Annotated in this window: 27 protein-coding genes; 21 read left to right on the top strand and 6 right to left on the bottom strand. The window is 46.3% G+C overall.

The window, feature by feature from the left end:
• Nucleotides 1-49 precede the first annotated feature (49 nt).
• On the top strand, nucleotides 50-1,405 hold the full coding sequence (locus MHH56_RS20925) for a hypothetical protein (RefSeq protein WP_339203613.1): 1,356 nt from the start codon (nucleotides 50-52) through the stop codon (nucleotides 1,403-1,405).
• A gap of 100 nt (nucleotides 1,406-1,505) precedes the next feature.
• The gene (locus tag MHH56_RS20920; RefSeq protein WP_339203612.1) at nucleotides 1,506-2,174 is read left to right on the top strand and encodes a DNA alkylation repair protein; all 669 of its coding nucleotides are present in this window, start codon (nucleotides 1,506-1,508) and stop codon (nucleotides 2,172-2,174) included.
• Between the two features lies 1 nt (nucleotide 2,175).
• Here the strand turns inward: MHH56_RS20920 and MHH56_RS20915 are convergent, their stop codons facing one another.
• Entirely contained in the window at nucleotides 2,176-3,567 is a 1,392-nt protein-coding gene (locus MHH56_RS20915; protein ID WP_339203611.1) for an MFS transporter, read from the bottom strand.
• 122 nt (nucleotides 3,568-3,689) lie between these two features.
• Here MHH56_RS20915 and MHH56_RS20910 point away from each other — a divergent pair, with 122 nt between their 5' ends.
• On the top strand, nucleotides 3,690-3,995 hold the full coding sequence (locus MHH56_RS20910; protein ID WP_339209689.1) for a helix-turn-helix transcriptional regulator: 306 nt from the start codon (nucleotides 3,690-3,692) through the stop codon (nucleotides 3,993-3,995).
• An 80-nt stretch (nucleotides 3,996-4,075) separates the two neighbouring features.
• Nucleotides 4,076-5,644 (top strand): sensor domain-containing diguanylate cyclase, encoded by a 1,569-nt coding sequence (locus MHH56_RS20905; protein WP_339203609.1) that lies wholly within the window; start codon nucleotides 4,076-4,078, stop codon nucleotides 5,642-5,644.
• Nucleotides 5,645-5,696: 52 nt separating this feature from the next.
• On the opposite strand, the gene MHH56_RS20900 is transcribed toward MHH56_RS20905, so the two are convergent.
• On the bottom strand, nucleotides 5,697-6,368 hold the full coding sequence (locus MHH56_RS20900; RefSeq protein ID WP_339203608.1) for a class I SAM-dependent methyltransferase: 672 nt from the start codon (nucleotides 6,366-6,368) through the stop codon (nucleotides 5,697-5,699).
• Nucleotides 6,369-6,497: 129 nt separating this feature from the next.
• Between MHH56_RS20900 and MHH56_RS20895 the strand changes: the two genes are divergently transcribed.
• The 4 genes from MHH56_RS20895 to MHH56_RS20880 all read left to right on the top strand — a co-directional run bounded on the left by MHH56_RS20895 (nucleotide 6,498) and on the right by MHH56_RS20880 (nucleotide 8,732).
• A complete protein-coding gene (locus MHH56_RS20895; protein ID WP_339203607.1) occupies nucleotides 6,498-7,073 on the top strand; it encodes a GNAT family protein in 576 nt (191 codons plus the stop codon).
• A 118-nt stretch (nucleotides 7,074-7,191) separates the two neighbouring features.
• Entirely contained in the window at nucleotides 7,192-7,428 is a 237-nt protein-coding gene (locus MHH56_RS20890) for a hypothetical protein (RefSeq protein ID WP_339203606.1), read from the top strand.
• Nucleotides 7,429-7,805: 377 nt separating this feature from the next.
• Nucleotides 7,806-8,207 (top strand): hypothetical protein, encoded by a 402-nt coding sequence (locus tag MHH56_RS20885; protein ID WP_083681694.1) that lies wholly within the window; start codon nucleotides 7,806-7,808, stop codon nucleotides 8,205-8,207.
• 135 nt (nucleotides 8,208-8,342) lie between these two features.
• The gene (locus MHH56_RS20880; protein ID WP_054024112.1) at nucleotides 8,343-8,732 is read left to right on the top strand and encodes a cytochrome c oxidase subunit II; all 390 of its coding nucleotides are present in this window, start codon (nucleotides 8,343-8,345) and stop codon (nucleotides 8,730-8,732) included.
• A gap of 69 nt (nucleotides 8,733-8,801) precedes the next feature.
• Here the strand turns inward: MHH56_RS20880 and MHH56_RS20875 are convergent, their stop codons facing one another.
• Nucleotides 8,802-9,068 (bottom strand): hypothetical protein, encoded by a 267-nt coding sequence (locus MHH56_RS20875; protein ID WP_339203605.1) that lies wholly within the window; start codon nucleotides 9,066-9,068, stop codon nucleotides 8,802-8,804.
• A gap of 110 nt (nucleotides 9,069-9,178) precedes the next feature.
• Between MHH56_RS20875 and MHH56_RS20870 the strand changes: the two genes are divergently transcribed.
• From MHH56_RS20870 to MHH56_RS20850, 5 genes are all read left to right on the top strand, one after another.
• Entirely contained in the window at nucleotides 9,179-9,466 is a 288-nt protein-coding gene (locus MHH56_RS20870; protein ID WP_339203604.1) for a Dabb family protein, read from the top strand.
• A gap of 152 nt (nucleotides 9,467-9,618) precedes the next feature.
• Nucleotides 9,619-10,038, top strand: coding sequence for a HepT-like ribonuclease domain-containing protein (locus tag MHH56_RS20865; RefSeq protein WP_339203603.1), 420 nt, complete (start codon nucleotides 9,619-9,621; stop codon nucleotides 10,036-10,038).
• Nucleotides 10,039-10,188: 150 nt separating this feature from the next.
• Complete coding sequence (locus MHH56_RS20860; RefSeq protein WP_339209688.1) at nucleotides 10,189-10,845, top strand: metalloregulator ArsR/SmtB family transcription factor; 657 nt, start codon at nucleotides 10,189-10,191, stop codon at nucleotides 10,843-10,845.
• A gap of 216 nt (nucleotides 10,846-11,061) precedes the next feature.
• Nucleotides 11,062-11,538: a DUF948 domain-containing protein gene (locus tag MHH56_RS20855; protein WP_339203601.1), complete on the top strand. Its 477-nt coding sequence runs from the start codon at nucleotides 11,062-11,064 to the stop codon at nucleotides 11,536-11,538.
• A 51-nt stretch (nucleotides 11,539-11,589) separates the two neighbouring features.
• Nucleotides 11,590-12,006, top strand: coding sequence for a YtxH domain-containing protein (locus tag MHH56_RS20850; protein WP_339203600.1), 417 nt, complete (start codon nucleotides 11,590-11,592; stop codon nucleotides 12,004-12,006).
• A 134-nt stretch (nucleotides 12,007-12,140) separates the two neighbouring features.
• Here the strand turns inward: MHH56_RS20850 and MHH56_RS20845 are convergent, their stop codons facing one another.
• The 3 genes from MHH56_RS20845 to MHH56_RS20835 all read right to left on the bottom strand — a co-directional run bounded on the left by MHH56_RS20845 (nucleotide 12,141) and on the right by MHH56_RS20835 (nucleotide 16,132).
• On the bottom strand, nucleotides 12,141-13,361 hold the full coding sequence (locus tag MHH56_RS20845; protein WP_339203598.1) for a sugar phosphate nucleotidyltransferase: 1,221 nt from the start codon (nucleotides 13,359-13,361) through the stop codon (nucleotides 12,141-12,143).
• A 170-nt stretch (nucleotides 13,362-13,531) separates the two neighbouring features.
• A complete protein-coding gene (locus MHH56_RS20840; RefSeq protein ID WP_339203597.1) occupies nucleotides 13,532-15,277 on the bottom strand; it encodes an alpha-glycosidase in 1,746 nt (581 codons plus the stop codon).
• A 48-nt stretch (nucleotides 15,278-15,325) separates the two neighbouring features.
• Nucleotides 15,326-16,132, bottom strand: coding sequence for an SDR family NAD(P)-dependent oxidoreductase (locus MHH56_RS20835; protein WP_339203596.1), 807 nt, complete (start codon nucleotides 16,130-16,132; stop codon nucleotides 15,326-15,328).
• A gap of 328 nt (nucleotides 16,133-16,460) precedes the next feature.
• Between MHH56_RS20835 and racE the strand changes: the two genes are divergently transcribed.
• From racE to MHH56_RS20795, 8 genes are all read left to right on the top strand, one after another.
• The gene (gene racE, locus MHH56_RS20830) at nucleotides 16,461-17,270 is read left to right on the top strand and encodes a glutamate racemase (protein ID WP_339203593.1); all 810 of its coding nucleotides are present in this window, start codon (nucleotides 16,461-16,463) and stop codon (nucleotides 17,268-17,270) included.
• Between the two features lie 102 nt (nucleotides 17,271-17,372).
• A complete protein-coding gene (locus tag MHH56_RS20825; protein ID WP_339203591.1) occupies nucleotides 17,373-18,278 on the top strand; it encodes a M14 family metallocarboxypeptidase in 906 nt (301 codons plus the stop codon).
• 78 nt (nucleotides 18,279-18,356) lie between these two features.
• Nucleotides 18,357-18,590, top strand: coding sequence for a hypothetical protein (locus MHH56_RS20820; protein WP_076266789.1), 234 nt, complete (start codon nucleotides 18,357-18,359; stop codon nucleotides 18,588-18,590).
• Between the two features lie 45 nt (nucleotides 18,591-18,635).
• Nucleotides 18,636-18,938 (top strand): iron-sulfur cluster assembly accessory protein, encoded by a 303-nt coding sequence (locus tag MHH56_RS20815; protein ID WP_339203589.1) that lies wholly within the window; start codon nucleotides 18,636-18,638, stop codon nucleotides 18,936-18,938.
• A gap of 37 nt (nucleotides 18,939-18,975) precedes the next feature.
• Nucleotides 18,976-19,200: a DUF1450 domain-containing protein gene (locus tag MHH56_RS20810; RefSeq protein WP_076266791.1), complete on the top strand. Its 225-nt coding sequence runs from the start codon at nucleotides 18,976-18,978 to the stop codon at nucleotides 19,198-19,200.
• A 110-nt stretch (nucleotides 19,201-19,310) separates the two neighbouring features.
• The gene (locus tag MHH56_RS20805; RefSeq protein WP_339203587.1) at nucleotides 19,311-19,925 is read left to right on the top strand and encodes a DUF3990 domain-containing protein; all 615 of its coding nucleotides are present in this window, start codon (nucleotides 19,311-19,313) and stop codon (nucleotides 19,923-19,925) included.
• On the top strand, nucleotides 19,888-20,187 hold the full coding sequence (locus tag MHH56_RS20800) for a hypothetical protein (RefSeq protein WP_076266793.1): 300 nt from the start codon (nucleotides 19,888-19,890) through the stop codon (nucleotides 20,185-20,187). The genes MHH56_RS20805 and MHH56_RS20800 overlap by 38 nt, the downstream gene beginning before the upstream one ends.
• A gap of 86 nt (nucleotides 20,188-20,273) precedes the next feature.
• Nucleotides 20,274-21,716 carry a PDZ domain-containing protein gene (locus MHH56_RS20795; protein ID WP_339203584.1) on the top strand — a complete coding sequence of 481 codons (1,443 nt, stop codon included), beginning with the start codon at nucleotides 20,274-20,276 and terminating at the stop codon, nucleotides 21,714-21,716.
• Nucleotides 21,717-21,721: the final 5 nt, after the last annotated feature.

Below are 21,721 nucleotides of genomic sequence, written 5' to 3'. Positions count from 1 at the left end.
CTCATACCCGATTAAAAACATCGGAATTAGAAACATGGAGGCAATGTTCATGAAAAACACAAAAGCATCATACACAAAACTGCTAGTAGCACTCCTCTTATCTTTCTCTGTTATCTTTACACAATCAGCAGCCTTTGCGGCTCCGTCTGAAGCAGCGGCACTAAAGGAAGATGGCGCAGCACAGTATAAGCAGTTTTTGAAAGAAAAATTTAATGTCAGCCTCTCCAGCAAAGTGACGAAGGGTGAATTCATTGAAGCAGTAGCTGATATTCTTGGTTACGAGCCATCAGGCAAAGAGGTCACTTTCTCCGATGTAAAGTCAGATAACAAGCTTTATCCTGCAGCGGCGGCTTTGTATGAGAAAGGCATTTTGTCTGGCCCGGCCATTCAAGGCGATCAAGTACTTACAAGCGCTGTAGCGGTTTCCATTGCGGTAAGAGCAGCAGATTTGAAGGAGCTTGCTTATACATACCCGGCTGTTAAAGTAAACAAAGTACTAACGAAGCTGAACGTTAAAAGCAGCGCGCTTGGCACAAAAGGTGCGCAAGAAGTTGCAGCAGCAGTAGATACAGGCTTGCTACCAGCTGAATTTTACACAGGCTTCAAACCAAAAAATGCAGCAAGCGATCAATTGATCCACACATTGCTTGGTAAAGTGCTTATTACAAAAGGTCTTTACAAAAAGTATATCGGTTATGTTAACGACAACGATATTTTCCAAAAGCTAAGCAGCGCTTACGAAACTTCTGATATTATCGATGCGCCTAAGCTGCAAAAGCTGGTAAATACTGCTTTGGAGCAAAGCTTGATCACAGGCTACAACATCAAGGACTCCCGTTTCAATGCTAACTTCATCGATTCTTTGTCTCTGATTTACGGTCATTCCGATTTTAATCACGCGATTCAGCTTATTGGTTTGCTTCGCAGTGAAGGCCTAAATGCGAAAGTGCAATTCGAGCCAAAAACATCCGCATTTATTTTTCTAGCGGAATGGGGCAATCCTGGTCCAAACGTAGTTAAAATTTCAAATGGCAACTATATTTCGTATTCCAAAGAGTATGACCTTGAATTTGAATTTGCAACTGCGGCAGATAAAGCAGCTTTCCAAGACGTTGTTCTAGCTTATGCGAAGAAAGATGAAGAGGATCAAGCAGGACTTATCGTTGCATCATGGTGGCAGCCGCTCTACTACTCACAAACTGCACTAAAGGATTATGAAATTATTACGAACAACTTTATTACAGATCCAGACAGCCCTTATACAGTTAACCCGTTCTCGCTTAATGAGGATTCTGCGAAGGTCGTTGCAGGATTTAAAGCCATTGATCCTAATGTCAACATTACGCCTACTCAATTTTGGGTAGATAAGCCATTCTTTAGATATTTGCATAACGAAGCGGCTTAATAAGATTATTTGGCAAAATAGTTACGATGAAGCAGCCCTGACCATCATTGATGGTTAGGGCTGCTTTGTGTTATCGTTCAAGAAAAGGAGCTGGTATTTGATGACTGCAATTGCGCATGCTTTGGAAGCAAAGTTCAGGGAGCACGCCAATCCGGAGACGGCTCAGCCTATGGAGGCTTACATGCGCGGCCAATTTATATTTCTTGGCCTAAAGACTCCGGAGCGAACACAGCTGCTGCGCGAATTTTGGAAGCAAAATGAAAAGCCGAAGGGCGAGGAGCTGTTGCAAACAGCAGAGCAGCTATGGCAGCTGAACGAGCGAGAGTTCCATTATGTAGCGATGGGTTTGATGGAAAGATACAGCAAAGAGGCTGAGCCTTCACATATCGACAGGCTGGAGCGGTGGGTAACGACCCATTCTTGGTGGGATACCGTTGATTTTCTGGCAGCGCATTTAGTCGGCAGTCAGCTCTCGAAATATCCGGAATTAACAGCGGAGTATACGGAGCGCTGGATCGATTCAGATCAGATGTGGCTCCGCAGAACTGCTTTGTTGTTTCAGCTTAGGTACAAGCATGATACGGATACAGATCGGTTATTTGACTACATACGCCGCACGAAGGACGAAAGCGAGTTTTTCATTCGCAAAGCGATCGGCTGGGCGCTTAGAGAATATGCAAAAACCGATGCAGCCTGTGTGCATCGGTTTGTAGAAGAAACGCCGCTCTCGCCGCTTAGCAAGAAAGAGGCGTTAAAGCATATCGTTTAGCTTAACGTCGATTTGACTCATCGAGCTGCTGCTTTGAAGAGAAATAGTACAGCCACGATGCTGCAATGGCGAAGGCGGCAATGACGCCCATTCCCCAAAATATATTTGAAAATGCACGGTCAAGCGGAACATTGCTTTGTGCCGCGAGAACGATACCGCTAATCGCTACGCTGAAAGCGCCGCTAATGAATTGCGACAGCTGGAATAAGCCCATTCCAGCACCTACATGCTCACTTGGTAAGATTCTTGACAGCTCGTTCGAAACGCCAGAGTTTAACGCGGAGAAACTAACGCTCATCACGATATAAATGGCCATGACAACGTAGATGGATTGATCCGCGAACAAGGCGAAAGAAACAGCAGCGAGCAAGAGAAAACAAGGAGATAGCCGAAGCAGCAAGCTGTTGCCGTGTTGATCAATGATTTTTCCAATGCGATTGGAGGAAAGCATAGCTACTATGGCTCCCGGAAAAATAATGAGACCTGCTTGACCTGGTGTCAGCTTGAACAGGTGAATAAGCACCTGAGGCAGCAGAAAAAGTGTGGAAAAATTGTTAATGTAAGATACAACACCAAGTGTAATCAGACGAATATACCTTTTATTGCGGAACAGAGTAGGCTGAACAAAAGGATTTACTGCACGATTAATCCGTATCCAGAATAAGATTAGTGCAAGTATTCCGCCAATAAGAGCAATTAAGAAATGGTTCGTAATATAGAGCAGAACACCTGTGGAACCAATTCCGACAAGAGCGGCACCGAGGATATCGAAGGACCCCTTGTTCGATGCTTCAACCGGCAGCAGTCGATAAAACACAGGAATGAGTAAAAGTGAGATTCCAGTAACGATAAACAGATCGTTCCAGCCTAAATATTGTGTTATAGCACCGCCGATGACGGGGCCTAAACCAAGGCCAAGCGAGGCAGCCGAAGTAATGAGTGCCATGGATTTGCCCCGGCGAGCAAGTGGAATAAATCGTGTAATGAGCACGATGGTTAAACTAAGGACAGAGCCCGCTCCGCAAGCTTGAATAAGGCGCGCGACAAGCAGCAGTACATAATGATGACTAAAATAACCAAGCACAGATGCGCCGCCCATGGCGATTAAGCCAATCGTGAGCAGCAGACGAATCGGAACAAAGTCAGAGAGTCTGCTGTAGGTAATCGATGAAATGGCAAATATAATGGAATAACCCGTTATGATCCAGGAAGCTGCCGATGGGGATAGCATAAACTGAGCCGTTACTTGGGGCAAGGCCAGATTAAACATCATCGTATTCATGATCACAATAATTACGGTTAAACCTAGCAGCGGGATAACGAGACCGTCTCTAAAGGCGGGCCGCTCCTCGGTGAATAAGGGTGGGGCAGTAACAGCGGCACTGTTTCTCATATAGAACCTCCAAAGTTGTCTCTTTATCTATTTTCATTGTACGAATATTATCGTACAATGAAAATATAGCATGAGCTATGGTATAATGCAATAAGTACTTAATGAGAGAGGTGCGAATGCCTTTGAAAATATTATTCCATCCCAATCGTGAGGATATTGAGCTTACTTCTGTTTTATATGCATTAAGTGATCCTATTCGGCTTAGCATTGTTGTCGCTATCGTTAAGCATGGCGAGCAGTCCTGCGGTCACTTTGATCTTCCTGTCGTAAAGTCTACAATGACGCATCATTTCCGTACATTGCGTGAAGCGGGTGTAGTGAATGTTAGAAAGCAAGGCACCCAGCATTTTTTGACGCTGCGCACTGAGGATTTGGATGCTCGCTTTCCAGGCCTGTTAACGGCCATTATTCAACCAGCTTCTGTATAGACGAAAGTAAGGACTATTTCTTTTCTCGCCCATATACGCTAAAATAAGGCTGTACTTTGGCAACGAGAGAAGGAACAACTGTGGGTACACGCAAAGGCTTAAAACTTCGATTCGTCTTGGGGCTGTTCGTAATCGGCTCTGTTATCTTAACCGCCATCATCGGCGGTTATTTTGCATGGACGACAAACAAGACTTCACTAACGTCGGGTTATTTGGAAAGCAATTATCAATATGCGCAAAAGCTGTCCTCTAATACGAAAGAATTATTGGATATTATTAGCAACAATGTTGATGCCATAGCGGCAAGAGCAGGCATACAAAATATATCGCAAAAGGAATTGGATAGCTGGTACGATGCGAATGAGCAATATTTTAATGCGATTATCATTGTGGATTCCAATCGTAAAGTGATGTTATCTAGTTTGTCAAGCGGAGGAGTCAAGGCAGGGGCAGTGCTGAACTCTTACGCAGCGAAGCAAGCGGTTGAACAGAAAAGACCGCTTATTTCAGAGCCTTATGTGGGGACAACAACGAACCAGCTTCTTATGCTAATTTCTTCACCCATATTTAATGAACAAGGCGAATATGAAGGTTTTGTAGCTGGAACCATTTATTTGAGCGAGAGCAACGCGCTTAGCAAATTGCTCAACGAACATTTTTACGGAAACGGCTCTTACGTCTACGTAGCAGATAAGCAAGGCCGCCTTATTTTCCATCCGGACCATAAGCGAATTAATGAAAAAATTGCTTCAAATGAGGTTATTAATAAGGCATTAGCTGGACATAGCGGATCGCAGGAGATCGTTAATTCAAAGCAAAATCGTTATTTTGCGGGTTATGCGAACGAGTCGATAACCGGTTGGGCAATCGTAGCACAAACGCCTGCTTCAATTATTGATAAGCCGTTAAATGAATTGATATGGAGTATACTGCTGCAATTTCTCCCGTTGTTTATCGTCATCCTGCTGCTTGCGTGGTACGTTTCCCATTTAATATCAAAGCCTCTATTTGAACTAGCTGCTTTCTCAGAGGAAGCAATTTTATCAACAAAGGCGATACGTTCCAAAATGCCCAAAACAAATTCTTACATCTATGAAGTGAGACAGCTTAATCAAAGTATAAATAACCATTTTAATTTACTGAACAAGGAAATTCGATTGGATGGGCTTACGGGACTTGCGAATAGGAAAACATTTGATTTGACCATTCAGGAGTGGATTGCCGAGGATATACCGTTTGCGCTTATACTGCTGGATGTTGACCATTTCAAAAAAATTAACGATCAGCACGGGCATCTTATAGGAGATGAAGTATTAATCTATACAGCTGCGCAAATAAAAGCATTTTCCAGAAGTCACGATCTTAGCTTCCGCTACGGCGGTGAAGAGTTTGGCATACTGGTTAAGCTAGGAAGCATTCCTACAGCAACCAATATTGCGGAGCGGCTTAGAGAAGGAATCGCTGCTGGCGCGAGTCCGACTGGCAGTCCAATCTACGTTTCAATCGGCATTTCAATGTCGAGTGGGAAGGTGAAGGATGCGAAGGAAATAATTGAAATGGCGGATCAAGCGCTTTATCGCTCGAAGGAAGCGGGCAGAAACCGAACAACGGTGTACGACAATAAGCCATTAAGCGGACGAGAGGAATAGTTGTTCGGTTAAGGCTGCTCTGCTCCATACGCCATTCATCCTAAATAGAAAATCATACTGGTTTGTTTAACAGTACTCTAAAGCAATATAACGTTCCCCACATAGTTGAGCTAATAGCAGTAGAGCTGGGCGTCGCCTCAAATTCGCCGCCATATGTGAGTCCTGCGGATTCGGCGGCGCGTTTGAGCTGCTGCAAGTCAACTGTCGGATAATCGAAGGTTAGCGCGATCCGGCCTCCTGGTTTCACTGTTCTTGCGAATTCTTTTAAGCTGAGGTCCTGATCCACATGTCTTAGATGCTCAAGCACAGAAATACAGAAGATGATGTCAAAATAATTATCCTCATAAGGCAGGTCAGTTATACTTGCCTGAGCATATTGAACCTTGGACCAGCCCTGGTGGTTGGTTATTAACTGGAGAGCTGGCTGTCCTACGTCCTGAATAATTTCCTGAGAAATAGCCTCCCACGAGCTAATGCGCGCATCGAAATCGCAAGCATGCACTTCCTTGCAAACGCCGCCCAAATAAAATTTTAATGGGTGAGAAATGCCGCAGGCTGCATCCAGTACGATATCATTTGGTGAAATGAGCGTTCGGCACCATTCATACTCATAGGGACGGCTCCACCAGGTTTCAGGCAAAGGATAGATAAGCGTATCTATCCTCGGATCAGTCGATGTGAAGAAACGTGCTTCTTCGCGGCTGTGCTCATTTGGATTTAACATGCATTATTTTCCTCCCGCAAACGTGATTATATGGCAAGTTCACATGCAAGGCTCATTTTTCAAGCTTATGATGCAAGGGAAAGATTATGTATTTTACGTGTTTGTATGATGGGAAAAGGGGTTGAATAGATGGGTGCGTCATTCTCATTTCAGACGTTTCCGCGAATAGAGACGGATCGTTTTATTTTGCGAAAAACAGAGCAGCGGGATGTGCATGAATTGTTTGAGCTCTATTCCAATGATGATGTTGTCAAATATACACCGCTGCTGCCTTTCTCCGCAGAAGACGAGGCATGGCAGGAAATGAATTGGCATTTGGAGATTTATGCTCTACAAATAGGCATCAGATGGATAATTGAAGAGAAGAGCTCGGGTAAAGTAATCGGCACCTGTGGGTTTTTACATTATTTGAAGGAGCATGCGCGTACGGATTTAGGTTATGATCTATCTCCAAGCTACTGGCGGAAAGGGATTATGAGTGAGGTAGCGGCTCCCATTATCGCTTTTGGCTTCAACAGAATGAAGCTGCATTGCATCGAGGCAAAGGTAGATCCGTCAAACACTGCATCGATCAACCTGCTCTGTAAGCTCGGTTTCAAACAAGATAGTCAGCCAAGGGAATTTGAGTTTGAGGATGGGAATTTTATTGAGCTGCTTGTATTTACGATGCTGCGCAAGGAGTTTGAATTATTGCACGCACGCTAGCGTCTTTCGCAAAGGACGTTTTCATCGTATAATAGGAGGAAGCGAGCCGCAGGAAGCTAAGTTTATGCTTGCTCGGTGGTGCTGCTTTATAATACTTTTTTTTTGGGAGGCATTACTAATGTCTATTAGCAAGGCGAGAAAAGCAAGGCAGAAGCTGGCGCAGCAAGGGCGCATGACGCCGGATGCACTGCGGGGCAGCTGGCTGGGCGTCAATCCAACGATCAAACGTACACCTACTTTGCAGGAGAAGCAGGCGAAGCTGAATAAGAAACACCGAAGGAATCACGCGAATTACAGCGATGGTTCCTTTTGTATTTATAGGGGTTGTTTGGTTTGGGAGAGGCAGGTTAGCTGACTTTGAATTTCGTAATTTTACTATGGTAATATGAACTATGGTAATATGAAGACGTACATAATGAAGTACTTTAAAGTAATGACAGCAATACCCTTGTAAGCACGCAGTCGTGCTTACAAGGGTATTCATTTTTTTGGGTAAAGCGAAGAGGCAGTTGTTAGCGCGAGCGAGCCGCATTTTTAAGCATGTTGTATTGCATTGGGTTTGGTAAAAATTGATTTATGCCTATGTCATGCAACGGATACGAATCCACGACTCGCAAACAATCGTGCCAAGCAGGATTAAAAGTTAACTTTTGGGTAATAGTAAATTAACTTGCATCAAATCCTCGCTCCTCGCTATAATAAGAACAAACGTTCTTATTTGGAGGGGTGGCAATGGCCGCTAAAGAGGAAGAAGCCCGCGGAAAAGTCAGAATGGCAGCTAATCCACCGATACAGACCGAGGAAGAGCTTGTGCTGGTGAAGCAGTACGTTTTGCTTGGCATTGTTATGCGTATTTTGGATCATGATATACGTGTGATCGGCACTTCAGCCATTAAACTGCCGCGGTTCTATGAATCGATGATGCGCGGCATGCAGGATCGGGTGCTGCTCGACCTCGCTGGAATTAGAAGGAAATTCCGCGAAACAGGAATAAAGGTGTATGAGGAGAAGCGCGAAGCCGATGGTTTGCATGCCGAATATGTGTGCAGAGGGTACCATCATCGTTTTTTTATGCTGTGGGGCTTTGTAAAAGCGGAGTCTGAACGGGTGTTAAAACAGTATTTGTCCAGCTAATTTTGTAATTGTTCATGGTTTTGTCAAAATAACAAAAAAACTTTTCAGCTTTCCGTAGTTTAAGGTTGAGAACTTCGGACGATCTTATGTAATATAAGAGGTAGACATTATGATCGCAAAGGGGAGCACATAGCAATGCATAAGTGGATTATGTTTACTGTATTCGCAGCGGCGTCTTTGCTGGGCTTATATTTGCTCACATTCGCACTGCCAGCTAAGCCGGTTGATGAGTCTGCCTCGTTGCCAGAGGGCATGACTTTATTGAAGGTTGTAGCGTCCAACGATTTTGTATTTGATCAAAAAGAGTACAAAGTTAAAGTTGGAGACAAAGTTAGACTAAAACTTTCCAACAAAAGCGGTATCCACGGGATGCATATTGACGAGCTTAAAGTAGCTTTGGATAACGATCACCCGGAAACAGATTTGGAATTTAAAGAGCCAGGTACTTACAGAATCTATTGTTCCATTCCATGCGGTCAAGGACATACAACGATGGAATCGACTTTAGTGGTTGAAGCAGCCTAGTGCGTAATTGATTCATGTGCTGTAGAAATGAGAAAGGAGCCGAAAGGCTCCTTTTTGCCTAAAATAAAGCTATCGTGCTGAACGAGGATGATGCTCTTTGTCACGGCTGCGTACGATAAGCACGTCGGCGAGAAAGCCAAGCAGCGCCCATGTAGCAACAGTAAGCACATACATGAGCAAGACGTTAACCTCGTGCACGTCAACAAATAAATCAACGACCCAAGCGGGAATGCTAAACATGAAGAAAACAAGATTGTGCGGGTCGTAACCCGTGGAGTTGAACAAGCAGATAGCTAGTCCAATAACTGTTGCAACAATTGTAACCGGATAGCGCATAACGTACACCGAGCCCCTTCGTGTTAAAGATTGCCGTAATGCGACTGCATAGGTTATTATGTGACAAATAGACAAAAGTTATGCGTCAATATTAGAGGAGGAACTAAATAATGCTTACTCATATCGTATTTTTCAAATTAAAAGATGGCAGCGCAGAGAGCGTAGCGCGTACCGCACAAGTGCTTAGGGATATGGAAGGGCAAATCGATGTATTAAAGTCGATTGAGGTTGGCGTGGATGTTGTGCATTCGGAGCGTTCTTACGATATCGCTCTTATTACGAAGTTCGAATCTTTGGAAGCGCTAGAAGTGTATCAAGTGCATCCTGTACATAAAAAAGTTATTGAACACATGATGCAAGTTCGTGAAGCTTCCGTCAGCGTTGATTTTGAAAGCTGAGAGGCAGGTTGAGCAGTTATGAGCGACATGAGGGATGTATACGAAATATTTACTTATTTGCTTGTTATCATATTTAGCAGCATTATTATGGTGGCGTGGCTGAAACGCAAAGGGAAAAAAAAGAAGCAAGGCTGAAAGCGGGCGACTGATTGATGTATTATGTGAATCGTGAACAAATAGCGGTAAGGTTGAATTCGATTACTGAAATTGCTTCGGCGCTGGACTCGCTTGCCGCTAATTGGCAGGGAACGGTGCTGGAGGGGCTGGCGCAGGAAAGAGCGCTGCATCTGGCTATTGAAACCGTAACAGATGTTGGCAGCTTCTTGATCGACGGGTTTATTTTGCGGGATGCGAGTAGCTATGAGGACATCATCGATATTACTGGCGAGGCAGGCGCGTTTCCGCTTGAAATGCAGGCGACGCTGACGGACCTTGTAAAGCTTCGCAAGCCGTTAGTGCAGGACTATTATGTTTGGCCGAGAACTGAGCTTCATCCGCTTACGAAGACGCTTACTACTCTGCTGCCTGCCTTTAAGCAATCGATTGATGATTATTTAGAACGCGAGCTGTAGGCGTTTTTGCTATTTGCATGTAAACCATTACAATTGCAGAACAAGCATAGATTGTGACTTTATGATTGTTTTACGCTTGATTTACGAAAAACTAAAAATACGTTACAATGACGCTATCAAGCCTGCAAAGGTGGTGAAGGGTTGAAGCGGATGAAAACGGCAAGTGCATCAGATATAACGGCAGCTTCGCGCGGTGATCATTCCACGCGAGAGCGCATATTGATGCTGCTGAAAACAGGCGGCAGATTGAATGCTGGTTCCTTGTCAAGCGAGCTCGGACTAACGGAAATGGCAATCAGGCGGCATATGTATGCACTAGAGAGCGAAGGCAGCGTGAATATCGTATCGGTGCGGCAAGCCATGGGCAGACCGCTCCATGCGTATGAGCTGACAGCTGAGGCGGATGAGCTTTTCCCAAAAAATTATCATATGCTCGCACTCGACTTGCTGGGCGAGCTCGCTGATGACCCGGATACCGCAGCGCTTATTGACCGGATGTTTGATGGACGCAAGAACAAGCTGCTCGAGCGTTATGAGCCGCGGATGGCGGGGAAGAGCTTGGAGCAGAAGGTGAGTGAGCTCGCAGCGATTCAGAACGCTGGAGGGTACATGGCTGAAGTGGAACCACAAAGCGATGGCAGCTATATGTTGTATGAGTATAATTGTCCGATTGCTCAAGTTGCCGGCAAATATTTGCAAGCTTGCAAATGTGAGCTCTCCTTGTTTAAATCGCTGCTTGACGTGCCTGTTGAACGAACGGAATGTTTGGCGAAGGGCGGCGGCAAGTGCAGCTACCATATCGGTTAATGAAATAAATAGAGGTTGTCTTTGCAAATCGGAGAAGATTTGCTGAGGCAGCCTTTTTTTGTTGCAAATGTGGAAAAAGCAGTGATGCTTTATCATTTTTATTTCGGTTGTGTCATGACAAGCCCATGCTGCTTATACTGTCATTACGCAAGTGGGCATTCGTCTAGGAGCATATACGTATGATCCTGCAATTGATAGAGGAGGAGGGATGCAGGCATGGTCATGATGTGGAGCGCAGCGGTAGTTGCTGGAGCATTTGTCATTCTAGTTGGCGGTATACTCATTGCCTTGCGGTCGGCGCTAAGCAGAGTGAAGCAAGTGCAGGCTGAAGCGGAGGTTATGAGGCAGGACCTCAGTAAGTTATCCGCTGAGATTGGCGGGCTTGTGCAGCCGACCGAGGAAGCGATTCGCGCGGTACACCGTCAGCTGCAAGCCATGAGCAAGCTATTTGAAGCGGCAGGGCAGGTCGGCGGAGCAATTGCCCACACGACATCGACGGTTGAGCGGGTAACGTCTATATTATCGGAGTCGGCTGAGCAGCATGCGAAGCGGCACGAGACGAAGCGGCAGGTCGGTGAGGCGCTTGAATGGGCAGAGCTAGGGATGGCGGCATGGCAGCTGTGGCAAACTAGCCGAAAGGCAGCAACGACTGCCGAAGATGAGCATGGACCTGTATTCGAATCGGAATCTTAAGTCAAGGTGCTAAGGTCGAAGAGCACGCTAAACACGAAAGGAGCAAAAACAATGACAACACGTAAACAAACAAAAGGATTTTTTCTCGGCGCATTAGCTGGAGGTGTTGTAGGCTCGATTGCTGCATTGTTGCTAGCACCGAAGCCGGGCAAGGAATTGCGTCAGGATATTTCAACAGGTGCGCAGAAGGTTGGAGAAACGACGGTTAGAGTTGCAGGTCAAGTAGGCGATACGACGGGCCGTATTGCTAAACAGATCAGCGGCCAAGCGATTCAAATTGCCGATCGTACGAAACAAGCGGCAAGCAGCGTTGTAAGCACGGTAAGAGGCCGCAGCAAGGGTACCGAGGAAACAGAAGCGGTTAGTGGCGATATTGCTTTTACAGAAGAGGGCAATGAGCAAGCAGCAAGCGCAATTGAAGCAGTAGAAGCCGGAGAAACAGAAGCTGCTACAGCAAAGGAACAATAGAGACTTAGTGGTAGTTGCAACATACGTAAATTAGGCAATGGGTAAAATGGTTCAATCGCATTATACAAAAAGACAAACGGCAGGGAGCGAAGTCTCCTGCCGTTTGTTTTTTTATTCACGTGTATGGATAGGGGTTAGCCAACAATATGGTTGTGGACGTAATTGGATACGGGACGAAGCAAGCTTGCGAGCGGCTCCATATTGTAGTCGTTCATCGATGGTGAAGTTGCGGTAATGGCTTCGCCTGGCCCTACTACAGAAATTTCATCATCTAATCGACCGACGAACGCACCGTCATGAATGATAGCACCTTCACCGATAATGGCGCGATGGAGCGTAACATTTCTTCCAATTCTGGCTCCCGGCATGATGATGCTCTCATAAATTTCGCTGTTAACGCCTATCGTAACGCCTGAGCAAATGATAGAGCGTGTTACTTCTGCTTCCACAGCGCATGCGGGGTGGAGGATGGAGTCGGTAATTGATGCTTCGTGGCTTAAGTAAGGCTTTTCGCTAGACTGGTTTGTTCCGGACTGAGCTGGCCACTTGGCTGCACCAAGCTTTAGCTCGCCATCCAGCAGGTCCATGTTGGCTTCCCATAGGCTGTTGATTGTGCCGACATCCCGCCAGTAGCCGTTATAAGGATAAGCGATCATATTGGTTTTGGAGGAAAGAAGAGCAGGAATAATATCTTTGCCAAAATCATGAGTTGACGCTTCCGAAGCAGCATCTTCAATGAGTATTTTTTTTAAGTCTGCCCAGCGGAATAAATAAATGCCCATGGAAGCTAAGTTGCTGCGAGGATCCGAAGGTTTCTCATGAAAGGAATTGATCCGAAATTGTTCATCAGTTTCTAAAATGCCGAAGCGGCTTGCCTCGCGCCAAGGAACTTGTTTAACGGCGATCGTAACGGCTGCACCGCGATTTTTGTGGAATTCAAGCATAGGCTTGTAGTCCATTTCGTAAATGTGGTCGCCCGAGAGGATTAGTACATGCTCAGGAGCTTTCTCATCGATAAAGTCGATGTTCTGATAAATAGCATCGGCCGTTCCTGCATAGCCCTCTAAACATTTTCTTGAAGAAGGGAGGAAGGTTACTCCGCTATTCGCTTGATCCGTTTGATAGCCGTTCGTGGATTGATTTACATATTTATGAACGCTTTCGGCGCAGTACTGCGTAAGCACGCCAATCGTAGTAATATTTGAGTTTGCACAATTGTTAAGTGGAAAATCAATCATTCGGAAGCGATCGCCAAAAGGTACGACAGGTTTGGCAAACTGACTTGTGAGCGGGGCTAGGCGCCGCCCTTCTCCACCGGCTAACAGCATAGCAATACATTCAGTATGGTTCTTCAATTCAATTTCCCCCTGACCAGTAAGTGTAGTAGTGTTGGCTCTGTTTCTTATATGGAGTCATTAACCTTTCATGGTGACTTTGAAACCGATACGGAGAAAAAAAGGGGGAAATAGAAAAGTGAAAAGGGCTCTTGCTCCGCCAGTTAGACGGTACAAAAGCCCTCAGATGATTAGATATTTCTATACAAAATTCGGAAGTCATGCGGGCCGAGCTCAAGCTGAAGCTGCTCTTCGAATGTGGCGACTTCTTCATTCGAGAGCGCATCTTTCCAGTCGTCCACCTCCATTGGATGCTTAAGCTTAACGGTTTCTTCGGTATGGTTAATCCAGATGGTGAAATGTTGCTTGGCGTTTAAGCGTTCATAAATGAAGGCGCCGCGTTCGTTATCTGCAAATAAGAAGCGGAATCGTCCATCACGAAGAACGGTATGCTGCTTACGTAGGGCGATGAGGAGCTGATAGAAATCAAACAGCTCGCGGTCCTGTTTGTCCGTATCCCATTCCATGCATTTGCGGCAGTCTGGATCATCGCCGCCATCCATTCCAATCTCGTCGCCATAATAGATGCAAGGGATACCCATAGAAGTCATCATGAATACAACGGCTTGCTTTAAACGCTGCTTGTCTCCATTTAAACGAGTTGACGCACGAGGTGTGTCATGACTGGATAGGAGGTTGAACATCGCCTCATTGGTTTGCTGAGGATATCGCATTAGTAAATGGTTGATTTGATCGGCGAAATCCGATGCTTTTCCTTCGGAGGAAGCAAAAAAATCCAAGATATGCTGCGCAAATGGGTAATTCATCGAAGAGTCAAACTGATCACCATGCAGCCAGTTAAGCGCATTGCTCCATACCTCGCCGATAATAAAAGCATCCGGCTTTTCAGCCTTAACGGCATGACGGAAATCCCGCCAGAAAGCATGATCAATTTCGTTGGCAACATCGAGCCGCCATCCGTCGATATCTGCTTCCTTAATCCAGTGCACAGCAACATCAAGCAAAAATTGTTTTACTTCCGGATTTGCGGTATTCAGCTTCGGCATATTGCCATAAAATCCAAACGTAGCATAATTTGCTGTACCGTCTTTGACCTCTACAGGGAAGCCATTCAAATGAAACCAATCCTTGTACTTCGAATTTTCTCCATTTGCCAGCACGTCTTGGAAAGGTGGAAACTGCTCGCTCGTATGATTAAAGACAGCATCCAAGACAACTCGAATATTTAGATCATGACAAGCGCTAACCAGCTTCTTAAGCTGCTCGGCATCTCCGAACTGCGGATCGATTTGCATATAATCGACCGTATCATATTTGTGATTTGAAGGTGCTGTAAATAATGGCGTCAAATAAATCGCCGTCACTCCGAGGTCCGTCAGATGCTTGAGATTATCCATTATGCCTTGCAGGTCGCCGCCAAAGTGGCTTTCGCCGCTCGGCGCTTCACCCCAGGGCTGTACGTGGTCGGGGTCGTTGGCCGTATCGCCATTTGCGAAGCGGTCGGGCATAATTTGATAGAAAACAGCTTCCTTTGCCCATTCAGGCGCATCAAACAAATCGACCGTATGAATAAAAGGAATTTCAAAATATCCGCCAGCTGGGGCGGGCTGCTCCTCAAAGATGCCATTCTCGATGAGCCATAACGTTTCTTCGCCGCTGCGTACACGAAAGCCGTACGAAAAACGCCGAAACTCCGGCTTGATGGCAGCTTCCCAATAATCAAAGAGGGAATCGGCAGCTATTTTTTCCATCGGAACATCATGATGATGCTGATCCCAGTCGTATTTATCTCCTGTTACCGCAACAGCCTCATCAACGTCATTTCTTTTGGTGCGGAGCCTGAGATGGAAAGTATCGCGATCGTATGCATATGCCCATTTCAGATCCGATGAATGATGTAAACATTCTTTAAACAATGGCGTTCGCCCCTTATCATATGGTCTTCTATCTATTCTTAATAATTGCTATCCGCGCAGCAAAGATTCTGCTCCGTCTATGTAAACGGTAGTGCCTGAGACATGGTCCGAATCATCGGATGCGAGGAATAATGCAAGCTTGGCCACTTGAGCTGCGCTGCCAGGCCCATCTTCCAGCGGCTGGCTGCCTTCTGGATATTCAACGGGAATCGACACACTCTCGAGCTCTGGCGTTCGCTCCGTATTTTGCTCGATATTCGTCTCAATAGCTCCGGGGCAGATGGCATTCACGCGAATTTTGTACTGGGCAAGCTCCAAAGCAGCCATCTTGGCAAAAGCGACCTGTCCAGCCTTCGTGCTGCTGTAGGCGCTGAAACCGATATTCGAGAACACCCGATTACCATTTATGGAGCTGGTGATAATAATGCTTCCGCCTTTATCCTTTAACAAAGGGATAGCGTGTTTTACAGTTAGAAATGTGCCGGTGAGATTAACTTGAAGCGTCGTATTCCAATCTTCGATATCCATCAGTTCAATCGGTGTTAATACACCGTTAATACCTGCATTGGCAAATACAATGTCTAGGTGTCCATAATGCTCGCGTGCTTGTCGAAAAGCGTCTGCAAGCTGAGCTTCATTGGAAATATCAGTTTCAATAGGCAGGCAGTCGACATTGTATTCTCGAACACTGCGGCATACCTGCTCCATGGCGGATTCTTTAACATCAAGCAGAACCAAATTGGCGCCTTCCTTCGCGAATTTCAAAGCTGCTGCCTTACCAATACCAGAGCCTGCCCCGGTAATGAGAGCGACCTTTTCTTGTAAACGGCCGATCGGATATTTCGCTTTTGTCATCTGAACGCCCTCCTTTTTGTTATCAAACCAAATGCAATGCTCCACATTGTTTCTACACGTATGTACCCGATCTGAGATGATCTAAACCGAATACTAAAGGCTGCACCCATTTATTCCTTTGCATTATTGCTGGATTAACTAAAAAAGGACTGTCAATGCTACCTATCGTAGTCATTGACGGTCCTTTGTCATTTACATTGAGCTTTCAATTTGAAATTTCACACCGCTTGTCCGAAATGTCGATAAGATACTGGTACGTTTTTGTGCCTGTATTCATATGCTATTTTGTCTCTATTCATCACATTATGTTTAGGAAAGCGGTGTGTTTGTGCAGCAACCGATTGCAATACTGGACTCAGGCGTTGGCGGCCTCACCGTTGCCAAGGAAGTTATGCGCCAACTGCCGCGAGAAAAAATCCTTTACTTTGGAGACACGGCTCGAACGCCTTATGGACCGCGTTCTTCAGAAGAGATTGTTCGTTTTACGAGGGAAATCGTCGATTACTTAATTCAGTTTAATCCGAAAATGATTGTTATAGCATGTAACACAGCAACGGCGGCAGGACTTGAAGACATTCGCTCAAGAGTCGCGATCCCGGTTGTTGGGGTCATTGATCCTGGTGCAAGAGCAGCTATCGGCCTTACAGCTACGGGTTATGTTGGTGTCATCGGCACAGAGGGAACGATCAAAAGCGGTGCTTATGAGCAAGCCTTAAAGACGTTGTCGCCGAAGGTGCAAGTGATAAGCGAAGCGTGTCCGAGATTTGTGCCGCTAGTGGAAAAGGGGAATTTTCGTTCCTTTGAAACGTACGAAACGGTGCAGAGCTCCATTGGGCATTTGCGGCGTTTTCCAATGGATACGCTAATACTTGGCTGCACGCATTATCCTTTTCTAGCAGAAACCATATCCGAGGTGATGGGCCAGAGCGTGAATCTCATCAGCTCAGCGGACGAGACGACACGCGAGATCAGGAGTATTTTGGAAAACAATGACCAGCTTGCGAGCGAGGAAAAGGAACCGGTGCATCAATTTTTTTGCAGCGGAAATCCGCGGATGTTTCAATCCATTACTCAGCAGTGGCTTGGAAAGCAGATTGAACTAACGCCTGTAGTTTGGCAAATACCCAATATCATTTAAATGATAAGAAACTGAAGCCGGGCTTAAACATAGCAAGGCTTCTTTTTGTTGATTGCTACATAGGACAAGTAAGTCCTTGCATAGCATGATAGGAGCAAATTTATGCAGCTGGGGGCGATGGTTATATACTCCTTACAAACGTATGGCTATCTTGATTTAGTGGAGGGTGTTCGGCAGCTATCAGGCAGATACTCGTTTTTATCGGCACATATTATTGGGGAGAGCGTAATGGGCAAGCCGTTATTGGCGCTCCGCTGCGGCAACGGGCCGCGTCAAATTCATATGAACGGCTCTTTTCATGCAAATGAATGGATTACCTCTGCACTGCTGATGCGCTTCGTTGCTGATTTGTCGGCAGCTTATTGCAGCGGGGAGCGAATGGGTGGACAGCAAGTGGCGGATTTGTGCAAAGACGTGACTTTATGGGCTGTCCCGATGGTAAACCCAGATGGTGTGGAGCTCGCACAATACGGAGCATTGCCGAGGCATCCTTATTATCAGCAGCTAATGGAATGGAATGGCGGCTCCGATCAGTTCAGCAACTGGAAGGCCAACATTAGAGGCGTTGACTTAAATGATCAATTTCCTGCGTTTTGGGAAGAAGAGTGCAAGCGCAGAGGGGTAGAGGGACCTGGACCACGCGACTATCCAGGACCGTATCCGCTAAGTGAGCCGGAGGCGAATGCCATGGCTCAATTTACGAGTAGAATCGGTTTCGATGCGGTTCTTGCTCTTCATACGCAGGGGCGGGAAATCTATTGGAATTATCGTGACTATGAGCCGGCAAATGCAGAGCAGCTTGCCAAACGGCTCGCTCAGGCAAGTGGATATGAAGCGGTAAAGCTGACTGGCAGTGATGCGGGTTATAAAGACTGGTTCATTCATCAATTCCGCAGACCTGGCTTTACAGTGGAAGCGGGCTATGGCGAAAATCCGCTGCCGATGAGTAATTTTGATCAAATTTATGTGGAGCTGCAGCCGCTGCTGCTAGAGGCGCTTCGCCTTTAGCGGCCGCTGGCCTCTAGTAGTTAATTACGCCATGCTTATGCTATACTAATCGGAAAAGGTCAGCAAAGGTGGGATTTCATGCGCAAGTTGCTGTCGCTGCGCCATTGGCAGCGTACGTTTGTCCGTATTTTTCAGCTGCTTCGATCAAAGGATGTTTCACTGCTGGACAAGCTGATTTTTTCCGTGCCTGTTTTTCTTTACTGGGTTTTGCCGGATGTCATGCCGTTCATGCCGATTGACGACATCGCGGTTACGATGGTGCTTGCCGAATGGTTTGCCCGTAGAATGGAGAGCAAGTATAATATAAAATAATAACGATTGCCGCAAGGCCTAACGATAAGAGGAGCTGGATAATTTATGAACTGCAAAATTTCAAAAAATGCTGCTAAAGTTCTGCAAGTAGAGCTGGACAAGCCTGAAAACGAAGGTAAAAAGCTGCGTATTTATGTCACTCATTCGCACGGCGACCATGCTCATTACGGTATGGGAATCGACGAGCCGACTGAGAAGGATATTGTTGTATCCACTGACAAAGGGATCGATGTTATTTTGGAGAAAGACAATGCTTTTCTGGACGGCGTTCGCATCGATTATTTCTATGTGCCTGAAGAAGGTTTTGCCGTTACGAATCCAACCAAGGGCAACCACGGTGATCACTAGCATTTTTCCGTATTCGGTTGAGACAGGACGATGAATAATGGCTAACGATATAATGGTTTGCGACAAATGCAAGCATACGAAGATCAAATCGATTTTGCCCAAGCTGCAGAAGCTGGCGCCGGACACAGAGGTTCGTGTAGGCTGCAAATCGTACTGCGGGCCATGTGCCCGCTATGCATTTATTTTTGTTAATGGACGGTACATTAAGGCGCCTTCAGAGGATGAGGTCATCGAGAAGATCATTCCTTACATCAAGAAATAAATAACAATATTAATATTATAGAACGACATACACGACAAGACCCTGCGACAGTTTGATTTCGTAGGGTCTTTGTATTTTCATACGAGGAGCCAAACGAAAGGAGTGCGAGCGTGGACATTACGACGCCTCAGCTTTTATATCATGGAACCACAAGCGATACTGTTCAATCATTTGGGCAGAAGCTGTTGAATTCACCCTATTGGCGGCCGGGGAAAGATTTTGGAGAAGGATTGTATACGACAATATCGGCTGAGCAAGCACGCAAATGGTCGCATAAGGCAGCAAAGGAGTCATGGGACGGCGGTCGTCCATGTGTGCTTGTCGTAGAACTGACCTCGGTACCGGAGCAGGTCGAGCCTCTCTTGTTTTTATCCGATTCACCAGCATGGGCGTCCTTCATTCTTGCTCACCGCAAGGCAGCGGTCAAAGGTACTGATCCCTGTGATGCGCATCCAGACATTATCATCGGTCCTATGGCGGACAATGACACTGGAAAAATCGTACATAAAGCAGTACAATTAAAGAAAGATGAGCAATGGTTTTATGAGCAAATTACAGTGTCGCGCAAAGGCAGGAAGCTCGATTCGCTGCGGCTCGGCAATCAGGTCGTATTTTGCTCCGAACGGTGGGAATCTCATTTGAAACTAGTCGGCTACCATATTTATACGGGAAGCAGGTGGATGTATCATGAAAGTGAAAACACAGGTCAGGTTAAGCTTATATGAACGCGGAATTGCTGAGGCTTTAGCTGCCGAATACGGCTATACCGCAGCGGATGCAAGAGAACTTGTCGTCGAATATATTCAGGTTATCCGCAAGCTTAGCGGGTATGACAATTGTGCCCAGTATGCTCAGCTGCTCGATCGTGCGCGTCGTATGAACCATTCCCCAGCGCAGTGGCTTGAACGAATCCAAAGCGTGGAGAAAGGCGAAATGAGAGACAGAGGCATTGATTCGGAACAGCGGCAATATTTGCAAATGAAATAGGACCCCGCGATGTGTATCGCCCGGGTCCTTTGTTTATCCTAAGAGAAATACATATGCTTCGTTTGAGAAAGCTTAGGGGGAAAAGAATGCTGAAGCCAGCACGTTATTACCTATTTGGGCTAGTCCTAGCGCTTGCCTGTTTGGCTGCAGCAGAGCTCATTTGGCTGCCGGCCCCGCTGAAGACGTCTGGCGGGATACAGTGGATAGAAATGATCGATTGGTTGTTCAATATATTAGCCCTTATACCGATTAGCTGGGCGGTTGGTGCCTTGCTCGGGGTTTGGCAGCAGCGGAAAAGAAAAGGCTGGACGCTTATTTTACAGCTAATACGGCTTATAATCGCGGGACTAGGCATAATTGGAGCAGGTTATGTGCTGTTCGCGCCAGAGAAGCTGTTCCAGATGCTGCTGATTATTGGCGCTGCTGCACCGCTAGTGTTTGTAGATATGCTTCTTACTGAAGCGTTAGAGCGGTCGCGAGCGGCGAAGGCATTGAATATAGGAGGGAATCGTTCGAACGCTCCCAAGAGGCTTCTAAGCCCTCTGTGGCTGCCAAAGCGCGGGGTGATCACTCTAACGATTACGATAGTGCTTCTATTGGTGTTGCTCTGCCCTACCGGCTATCGCGTCACATACCCGGGGATGACGCTCAATATGAATCGTTATGCGCATGTAGAGAAGAGCGAAAACAGCGAAGGAACGGTAAACGGCATACTCGTATTCGAGAGGCCGGCCGTACCGGCTGATTGGCTGTATGCCAAGCTGCTTCCGATGTATAGCTTCGAGAAAATACCAGAAAATGAACCGCCGCTGACGGAATCGTACACGCAAGTCGTTCATATGAAAACAGATGCCAATCGTGTTGCAGCAGCTGTTGCCATGCAGAAAGCAGGCGTTGGAGGCGGAATTAAGCCAGATGGCATTCGAATTATTGCCATCGTAAAGGATAGTCCAGCTGAGCAGAAGCTGCAAGCTGGCGATATTATTGATGCGATGAATGGGCAAGCGGTTAAATCGATTGGCGAGATGACCGACTACATGGAGAAAGCGGTAGAGCCTGGCGAGTCGGTACAGATTACGCTAAGGAGAGCAGGAGTTCAGACACAGGCAGAGGTTAAGACGAAGGCTTCAGCTGATTCGCCAGAGCGAGCGGTGTTCGGCATATCGGTGCAAACAGAGCTGCTTCTCGATATCCCGCTTAACATCGATTACAAACGCTTTATGGCGCATATTGGAGGCCCATCGCACGGGGCGATGCTGACGCTGGCTATTATTGATCAGCTGACACCGGGCGGCGTTACGTATGGCAATCAGGTGGCGGGTACAGGTACAATTGAAGCAGATGGCTCGATTGGTTTAATTGGCGGCATTAAGCAAAAGGCTTATGCCATCAGCCGGACGGATGCGGATGTGTTTTTTGTGCCGGCAGAGCTGGAAGGAGATGCTCGAAGCGGAGCGCCTGATCTCAACATTGTGCCAGTGAACACGATTGACGATGTGCTCAATTGGCTGTCTGAGCATAAAAAGTAGCTAAA

The organism is Paenibacillus sp. FSL K6-3182 (assembly GCF_037976325.1).
Taxonomy (GTDB): Bacteria; Bacillota; Bacilli; order Paenibacillales; family Paenibacillaceae; genus Pristimantibacillus.
The sequence above is the reverse complement of the archived record's forward strand: the minus strand, read 5'-3'. Positions and strand labels throughout refer to the sequence as shown.

Excerpts from the sequence above, each read along its gene's own strand:
- MHH56_RS20815 (WP_339203589.1), top strand. The coding sequence starts at position 18,636 with ATGAACTGCAAAATTTCAAAAAATGCTGCTAAAGTTCTGCAAGTAGAG.
- MHH56_RS20925 (WP_339203613.1), top strand. The coding sequence starts at position 50 with ATGAAAAACACAAAAGCATCATACACAAAACTGCTAGTAGCACTCCTC.
- MHH56_RS20835 (WP_339203596.1), bottom strand. The coding sequence starts at position 16,132 with ATGACAAAAGCGAAATATCCGATCGGCCGTTTACAAGAAAAGGTCGCT.
- MHH56_RS20890 (WP_339203606.1), top strand. The coding sequence starts at position 7,192 with ATGTCTATTAGCAAGGCGAGAAAAGCAAGGCAGAAGCTGGCGCAGCAA.
- MHH56_RS20920 (WP_339203612.1), top strand. The coding sequence starts at position 1,506 with ATGACTGCAATTGCGCATGCTTTGGAAGCAAAGTTCAGGGAGCACGCC.
- MHH56_RS20795 (WP_339203584.1), top strand. The coding sequence starts at position 20,274 with ATGCTGAAGCCAGCACGTTATTACCTATTTGGGCTAGTCCTAGCGCTT.
- MHH56_RS20880 (WP_054024112.1), top strand. The coding sequence starts at position 8,343 with ATGCATAAGTGGATTATGTTTACTGTATTCGCAGCGGCGTCTTTGCTG.
- MHH56_RS20900 (WP_339203608.1), bottom strand. The coding sequence starts at position 6,368 with ATGTTAAATCCAAATGAGCACAGCCGCGAAGAAGCACGTTTCTTCACA.
- MHH56_RS20915 (WP_339203611.1), bottom strand. The coding sequence starts at position 3,567 with ATGAGAAACAGTGCCGCTGTTACTGCCCCACCCTTATTCACCGAGGAG.
- MHH56_RS20870 (WP_339203604.1), top strand. The coding sequence starts at position 9,179 with ATGCTTACTCATATCGTATTTTTCAAATTAAAAGATGGCAGCGCAGAG.
- MHH56_RS20875 (WP_339203605.1), bottom strand. The coding sequence starts at position 9,068 with ATGCGCTATCCGGTTACAATTGTTGCAACAGTTATTGGACTAGCTATC.
- MHH56_RS20850 (WP_339203600.1), top strand. The coding sequence starts at position 11,590 with ATGACAACACGTAAACAAACAAAAGGATTTTTTCTCGGCGCATTAGCT.
- MHH56_RS20800 (WP_076266793.1), top strand. The coding sequence starts at position 19,888 with ATGAAAGTGAAAACACAGGTCAGGTTAAGCTTATATGAACGCGGAATT.
- MHH56_RS20895 (WP_339203607.1), top strand. The coding sequence starts at position 6,498 with ATGGGTGCGTCATTCTCATTTCAGACGTTTCCGCGAATAGAGACGGAT.
- MHH56_RS20865 (WP_339203603.1), top strand. The coding sequence starts at position 9,619 with ATGTATTATGTGAATCGTGAACAAATAGCGGTAAGGTTGAATTCGATT.
- MHH56_RS20825 (WP_339203591.1), top strand. The coding sequence starts at position 17,373 with ATGCAGCTGGGGGCGATGGTTATATACTCCTTACAAACGTATGGCTAT.
- MHH56_RS20855 (WP_339203601.1), top strand. The coding sequence starts at position 11,062 with ATGGTCATGATGTGGAGCGCAGCGGTAGTTGCTGGAGCATTTGTCATT.
- MHH56_RS20820 (WP_076266789.1), top strand. The coding sequence starts at position 18,357 with ATGCGCAAGTTGCTGTCGCTGCGCCATTGGCAGCGTACGTTTGTCCGT.
- MHH56_RS20860 (WP_339209688.1), top strand. The coding sequence starts at position 10,189 with ATGAAAACGGCAAGTGCATCAGATATAACGGCAGCTTCGCGCGGTGAT.
- MHH56_RS20810 (WP_076266791.1), top strand. The coding sequence starts at position 18,976 with ATGGCTAACGATATAATGGTTTGCGACAAATGCAAGCATACGAAGATC.
- MHH56_RS20885 (WP_083681694.1), top strand. The coding sequence starts at position 7,806 with ATGGCCGCTAAAGAGGAAGAAGCCCGCGGAAAAGTCAGAATGGCAGCT.